Source organism: Rudaea sp., assembly GCF_036383415.1.
Lineage (GTDB): Bacteria > Pseudomonadota > Gammaproteobacteria > Xanthomonadales > Rhodanobacteraceae > Rudaea.
This window is the reverse complement of the sequence record NZ_DASVOK010000440.1, coordinates 1-4,786: the sequence shown is the minus strand read 5'-3', so window position 1 is coordinate 4,786 and position 4,786 is coordinate 1. Positions and strand designations below refer to the sequence as shown.

Annotated in this window: 7 protein-coding genes; 2 read left to right on the top strand and 5 right to left on the bottom strand. The window is 63.5% G+C overall.

The genetic code is table 11. The features are described 5' to 3' along the window. Positions 1–262: 262 nt before the first annotated feature. A complete protein-coding gene (locus tag VF497_RS15895) occupies positions 263–1,672 on the bottom strand; it encodes a replicative DNA helicase (protein ID WP_330890499.1) in 1,410 nt (469 codons plus the stop codon). A 161-nt stretch (positions 1,673–1,833) separates the two neighbouring features. On the opposite strand from VF497_RS15895, the gene VF497_RS15890 reads away from it, so the two are divergent. Beyond that, positions 1,834–2,274, top strand: coding sequence for a response regulator transcription factor (locus VF497_RS15890; protein WP_330890495.1), 441 nt, complete (start codon positions 1,834–1,836; stop codon positions 2,272–2,274). Positions 2,275–2,378: 104 nt separating this feature from the next. Beyond that, the gene (locus VF497_RS15885) at positions 2,379–2,915 is read left to right on the top strand and encodes a DUF4199 domain-containing protein (RefSeq protein ID WP_330890493.1); all 537 of its coding nucleotides are present in this window, start codon (positions 2,379–2,381) and stop codon (positions 2,913–2,915) included. Positions 2,916–2,989: 74 nt separating this feature from the next. Here VF497_RS15885 and rplI read toward each other — a convergent pair whose 3' ends face one another. The 4 genes from rplI to VF497_RS15865 all read right to left on the bottom strand — a co-directional run. Then, positions 2,990–3,439, bottom strand: coding sequence for a 50S ribosomal protein L9 (gene rplI, locus VF497_RS15880; RefSeq protein WP_330890491.1), 450 nt, complete (start codon positions 3,437–3,439; stop codon positions 2,990–2,992). A 161-nt stretch (positions 3,440–3,600) separates the two neighbouring features. Further along, the gene (rpsR, locus tag VF497_RS15875) at positions 3,601–3,825 is read right to left on the bottom strand and encodes a 30S ribosomal protein S18 (protein ID WP_330890497.1); all 225 of its coding nucleotides are present in this window, start codon (positions 3,823–3,825) and stop codon (positions 3,601–3,603) included. A gap of 39 nt (positions 3,826–3,864) precedes the next feature. Continuing rightward, positions 3,865–4,302, bottom strand: a complete 438-nt coding sequence (rpsF, locus tag VF497_RS15870) for a 30S ribosomal protein S6 (protein WP_330890489.1) — start codon at positions 4,300–4,302, stop codon at positions 3,865–3,867. Positions 4,303–4,419: 117 nt separating this feature from the next. After that, the coding region (locus VF497_RS15865; protein ID WP_330890487.1) for a hypothetical protein at positions 4,420–4,786 on the bottom strand (367 nt) is incomplete at its 5' end.

Here is a 4,786-nt window from a genome sequence, read left to right as displayed (position 1 = left end):
GGCCAGCGCCTTCAAACCGCGCGAGATTTCCGAAATCTCGGTCGCGCGGTTTTCCTTGTTGCCGGGCACGGCCATGACCTTGGCCCCGCGCGCGCGATCGCGCACGCGCGCGAGGTTGCGGCGCAACGCGCCGAGGTGGATCGTGGCCAGTGTAGTGCGACTCATGCAATCTCGGACGGAACTCGCGGAGCGCGCATCGTAGCGCGTTTGCGCGCCGTTCCGGATTGCGGCACGCGGGCGAGTTCCGGCTTTTTTCGGGCGCTCAGTCGAAGTTGCCGTAGCTGTCCGCGGCGAAGTTCTCGAACTTCGTGTAGTGGCCGAGGAAGGTCAGCTTGACGTGACCGGTCGGGCCGTTGCGCTGCTTGCCGATGATGACCTCGGCCTGCCCCTTGTCCGGCGATTCCGGGTTGTAGTACTCGTCGCGGTAGATGAACAGGATCACGTCGGCGTCCTGCTCGATCGCGCCTGATTCGCGCAGATCGCTCATCATCGGGCGCTTGTCGGTGCGCTGTTCGAGCGAGCGGTTGAGCTGCGAGAGCGCGATCACCGGCACGTTGAGTTCCTTGGCCAGCGCCTTCAAACCGCGCGAGATTTCCGAAATCTCGGTCGCGCGGTTTTCCTTGTTGCCGGGCACGGCCATGAGCTGCAGGTAGTCGATGACGATGAGGCCGAGGTCGTGCTCGCGCTTGAGGCGCCGCGCGCGCGCACGCAGTTCGCCGGGCGACAGCGCCGGCGTGTCGTCGATGAAGATCTTCGCGTCGGACAGAAGCGTGATCGCGCTGGTCACGCGCGGCCATTCCTCTTCCTGGATGTCGCCGGTGCGCAGATGTTGCTGGTTGATACGGCCCAAGGACGAGATCAGGCGGAACGCGAGCTGTGAAGCGGACATTTCCATCGAGAAGATCGCGACCGCCTTCTTCGACTTGATCGCCGCGTGCTCGGCCATGTTCACCGCGAGCGCTGTCTTGCCCATCGACGGGCGCGCGGCGAGGATGATCAGGTCGGACGGCTGCAGGCCGGCAAGCATGTCGTCGAGATCGGCGAAGCCGGTCGACAGGCCCGTCACCGCGCCCTTGTTCTCGTAGCGGTGATGCAGGATCTGGAACGCTTCCTTGACCGCCGCACGCATAGGCGTGAAGCCCTTGCGCCCGCGCGCGCCGGCTTCGGCGATGCGGAACACTTCGAGTTCCGCGCCTTCGAGGATTTCCTGGGTCGAACGCCCTTCGGGCTGGAAACCGTCGCCGGCGATCTTCGTGCCCGCCTCGATCAGCTGGCGCAGCACCGACTTCTCGCGCACGATGTCGGCGTAGGCGCCGATGTTGGCCGCGCTCGGCGTCGCGTTGGCGAGTTCGATCACGTAACTCGAGCCGCCGACCAGTTCGGACAGCTTGTTCGACTCGAACCAGTCCGCGAGCGTGACGGCGTCGCAGGGCATGTTCTTGTTCGACAGCTCGCCGATCGCGCGGAAGATCAGGCGATGATCCTTGCGGTAGAAGTCGTCCTCGACGAGCTTGTCGGCGATGCGCTCCCAGGCATGCGCGTCGAGCATGAGTCCGCCAAGCACAGCTTGTTCGGCATCAATCGAATGCGGCGGCACACGCAGCGCGTCGATACGCGCGGATTGGAAACGATCTGGGGAAACTGCCATGTCTTGGTTTCTTGATTTTTGTATTGTGAATCGTCTGTTGCGTTGCGCGTATTCTGCCCCTCAGCGATCTCAGCGATCGAGAATCACGCGCACCCCGAGGCAGGGATGCTTTCACATCCGTCTGTTGGCTCGCCAGTGGATAACTTGTGGAAATTGCTCTTACACCCACGTGATAAGGTTCAGGCATGAAGGGGTGGGCTGGGAAAGGGGCGTTCTGGAAACGCGCAGCCGGGTACGGAGTCCTGCTTGCGGCGGGAACGCTCGTGCTCGCCCTGCTCGACTATCAGCGCGTGGTGCGCTCGCATTTCGCCGACGCCGCCACCTTCCTGATCGGCGCCGGCTTCCTCGCACTCGGCATCTATATCGGCACGCGCGTGGTGAAGACGCCGGCCGCGGCCGCATTCGACGGCAATCCGCAGGCACAGGCCGCGCTCGGCATCAGTCCGCGCGAGCTGGCCGTGCTCATGGAACTCGCCGCGGGCCGCTCGAACAAGGAAATCGCCAGACGTCTCGACGTTTCGCCGAACACGGTCAAGACCCATGTCGCTCGGCTGTTCGAAAAACTCGGCGCCAGGCGGCGCACCGATGCGATTGCGAAGGCGCGTGAACTCGGAATCATCCGCTGAGCGCCGTCCGTTCGGGTCGAATTGGGCAAATCACCCGTTTGGATGATTGCCGACCGATACGGAATGACGGTCAATCGGCTCCTCGACCAATGGAGGCACCCCGCATGTCCCATATCATCCTGCGCTACGGCGTCCTCGCCGGCCTGATCGTCGGCATTCCGATGTTCGGCTCGATCGTGCTCCTGCACGGCCACATATCCCTGACCTGGGGCATGATCATCGGCTACACGACGATGCTGATTGCATTCAGCCTCGTCTTCGTCGCGATCAAGCGCCATCGCGACAGCGACCTCGGTGGCGTGATCCGCTTCTGGCAGGCGTTCGGCCTCGGGCTCGGCATCAGCGCGGTCGCCAGCGTGGTCTACGTCGTCGCCTGGGAGGCGGTGCTCGCCACGACGCAGATGGATTTCATCGGCCAATACGCTACGGCCGTGATCGAGAAGAAGAAGGCGAGTGGCGTCTCGGCCGAGGCGCTGGCCAAATTCACCGCCGAGATGGAGGCGATGAAGGCCGACTACGCCAATCCGCTGTACCGGCTGCCGATGACGTTCATCGAAATCTTCCCGATCGGCGCGCTGGTCTCGCTGATCGCCGCCGCGCTGCTGCGCAACCGCCGCTTTCTCGCGGTCCCACGCGCGTGAGCCGAAGTTTTCGTTCCGGTCCGAAACGAAAAAAGGCGCCGTGAGGCGCCTTTTTTTGCCGCGGCGTTGGACGATTACTCGTCCGCCGTGACCGTGACCTTGACCGTCGTATGTACGTCGGCGTGCAGGTGCACGTGGACCTCGAACTCGCCGGTGTGGCGGAGCGGGCCTTCGCCCATGACGACTTCGCTCTTCTCGAGCGGATGGCCGGCGGCGCTGAACGCCTCGGCAATCTCGCGCGGGCCGACCGAGCCGAACAGCTTGCCCTCGGGGCTCGCGTTCGCCTTGATCGTGATCGCTGCGCCTTCGAGCGAGGCTTTGCGCGTATCGGCCGCGGCGAGGATCGAGTTCGCCTTGGCCTCGTACTCGGCGCGGCGCTTCTCGAATTCGGCCACGTTCTTCTCGGTGGCCGGCACGGCCTTGCCCTGCGGCACGAGATAGTTGCGGCCGTAGCCCGGCTTGACCTTGACCTTGTCGCCGAGGGCGCCGAGGTTCTTCACTTTCTGCAAAAGGACCAGTTCCATTTCTTTCTCCGATTCGTTAGCGCCGCTCTGGAATGCGACGCAGCAGTGGGTTGTTGTCCGAATCACGGACGTTTGTGCTGAGGTACCAACTCACCCCTTGCCCTCTCCCGCCAGCGAGAGAGGAGGAGTGATCGTCGCGGGTGCGCCCGCGACAACGTTACTTAATGCGCGTCGCTGTACGGCAGCAGCGCGAGGAAACGCGCGTGCTCGATCGCCGACTTGAGCTGACGCTGGTAGCGCGCCTTGGTGCCGGTGATGCGGCTCGGCACGATCTTGCCGGTTTCGGTGAGGTACTGACGCAAGGTATTGAGATCCTTGTAATCGATCAGGGTCACGCCTTCGGCGGTGAAACGGCAGTATTTCTTGCGGCGGAAGAATTTCGACATGGTCTTCGTATCCTTTTTCTTGCTCTTGGGGGCGGCCATTTATTCGGCCGCAGCCGGGGCGGGACGCGGGGCGCGCGGAGCGCGCGGACGGTCGTCGAAATCCTCGCCACCGAAGCCGATGACTTCCTCGCCGTCGCGGCGGCGGCCGCCCTTGTCATCCTTGTTCTTGAGGATGAACGACTGCTCGGTGATCGCTTCGTCGCGGTTGATGATCAGGTGACGCAGGACCGCGTCGTTGAAGCGGAAACCGGTCTGCAGTTCCTTGATCACTTCCGGGCCGCACTCGACGTTGAGCAGCACATAGTGCGCCTTGGCGAGATTGTTGATCGGATAGGCAAGCTGGCGACGGCCCCAGTCTTCGAGGCGATGGATCTTGCCCTGGCCGCCTTCGATCAGCGCCTTGTAGCGCTCGATCATCGCGGGCACCTGCTCGCTCTGGTCAGGGTGGACCAGAAACACGACTTCGTAATGACGCATGTTGGCTCCTTGTGGGTATCGCGCGAAGGGATTTTCGTCGCGACAGCCTCCCGCCGCAGCAGTGAGGCAAGGCTTCGCAGGCACGAGCCGCGCGAAGAACCGCATATTCTAGTGGAATCAGGGATTTGGCGCAACCGATGCGTCCGCACCGGCGTTGGCGGCCCCGCTCACCGGTTCACGGGCCTTGGCGCCCGCGGCCCGCACGGGCTCGATTCGCAGGATGTTGTTCGTCGGCAGGACCAGCGACTGCTTCGCTGCGGCATCGTAGACGAAAACGTAATTGGATACGGCGCCGAGCCAGGTCCAGGACGGCGACTTCGACGCGACCAGGTCGGCATCGGCGCCGTTCAGGCGTACCCTAACCTGCGCCGCCTTTCCGCTGCGCGCGCGCTCGGCCTGAAAACTGGCGTAGATCGTCACGAAATTCCAGCCGTACAGCACGATCACGAAAAAATACGCCGCCTGCAGCACCCACATGTGGTTG

What these genes read in the sequence shown, in the direction of transcription:
- rplI (WP_330890491.1), bottom strand. Translation starts at nt 3,439, where the DNA reads ATGGAACTGGTCCTTTTGCAGAAAGTGAAGAACCTCGGCGCCCTCGGC.
- VF497_RS15885 (WP_330890493.1), top strand. Translation starts at nt 2,379, where the DNA reads ATGTCCCATATCATCCTGCGCTACGGCGTCCTCGCCGGCCTGATCGTC.
- VF497_RS15890 (WP_330890495.1), top strand. Translation starts at nt 1,834, where the DNA reads ATGAAGGGGTGGGCTGGGAAAGGGGCGTTCTGGAAACGCGCAGCCGGG.
- rpsF (WP_330890489.1), bottom strand. Translation starts at nt 4,302, where the DNA reads ATGCGTCATTACGAAGTCGTGTTTCTGGTCCACCCTGACCAGAGCGAG.
- rpsR (WP_330890497.1), bottom strand. Translation starts at nt 3,825, where the DNA reads ATGTCGAAATTCTTCCGCCGCAAGAAATACTGCCGTTTCACCGCCGAA.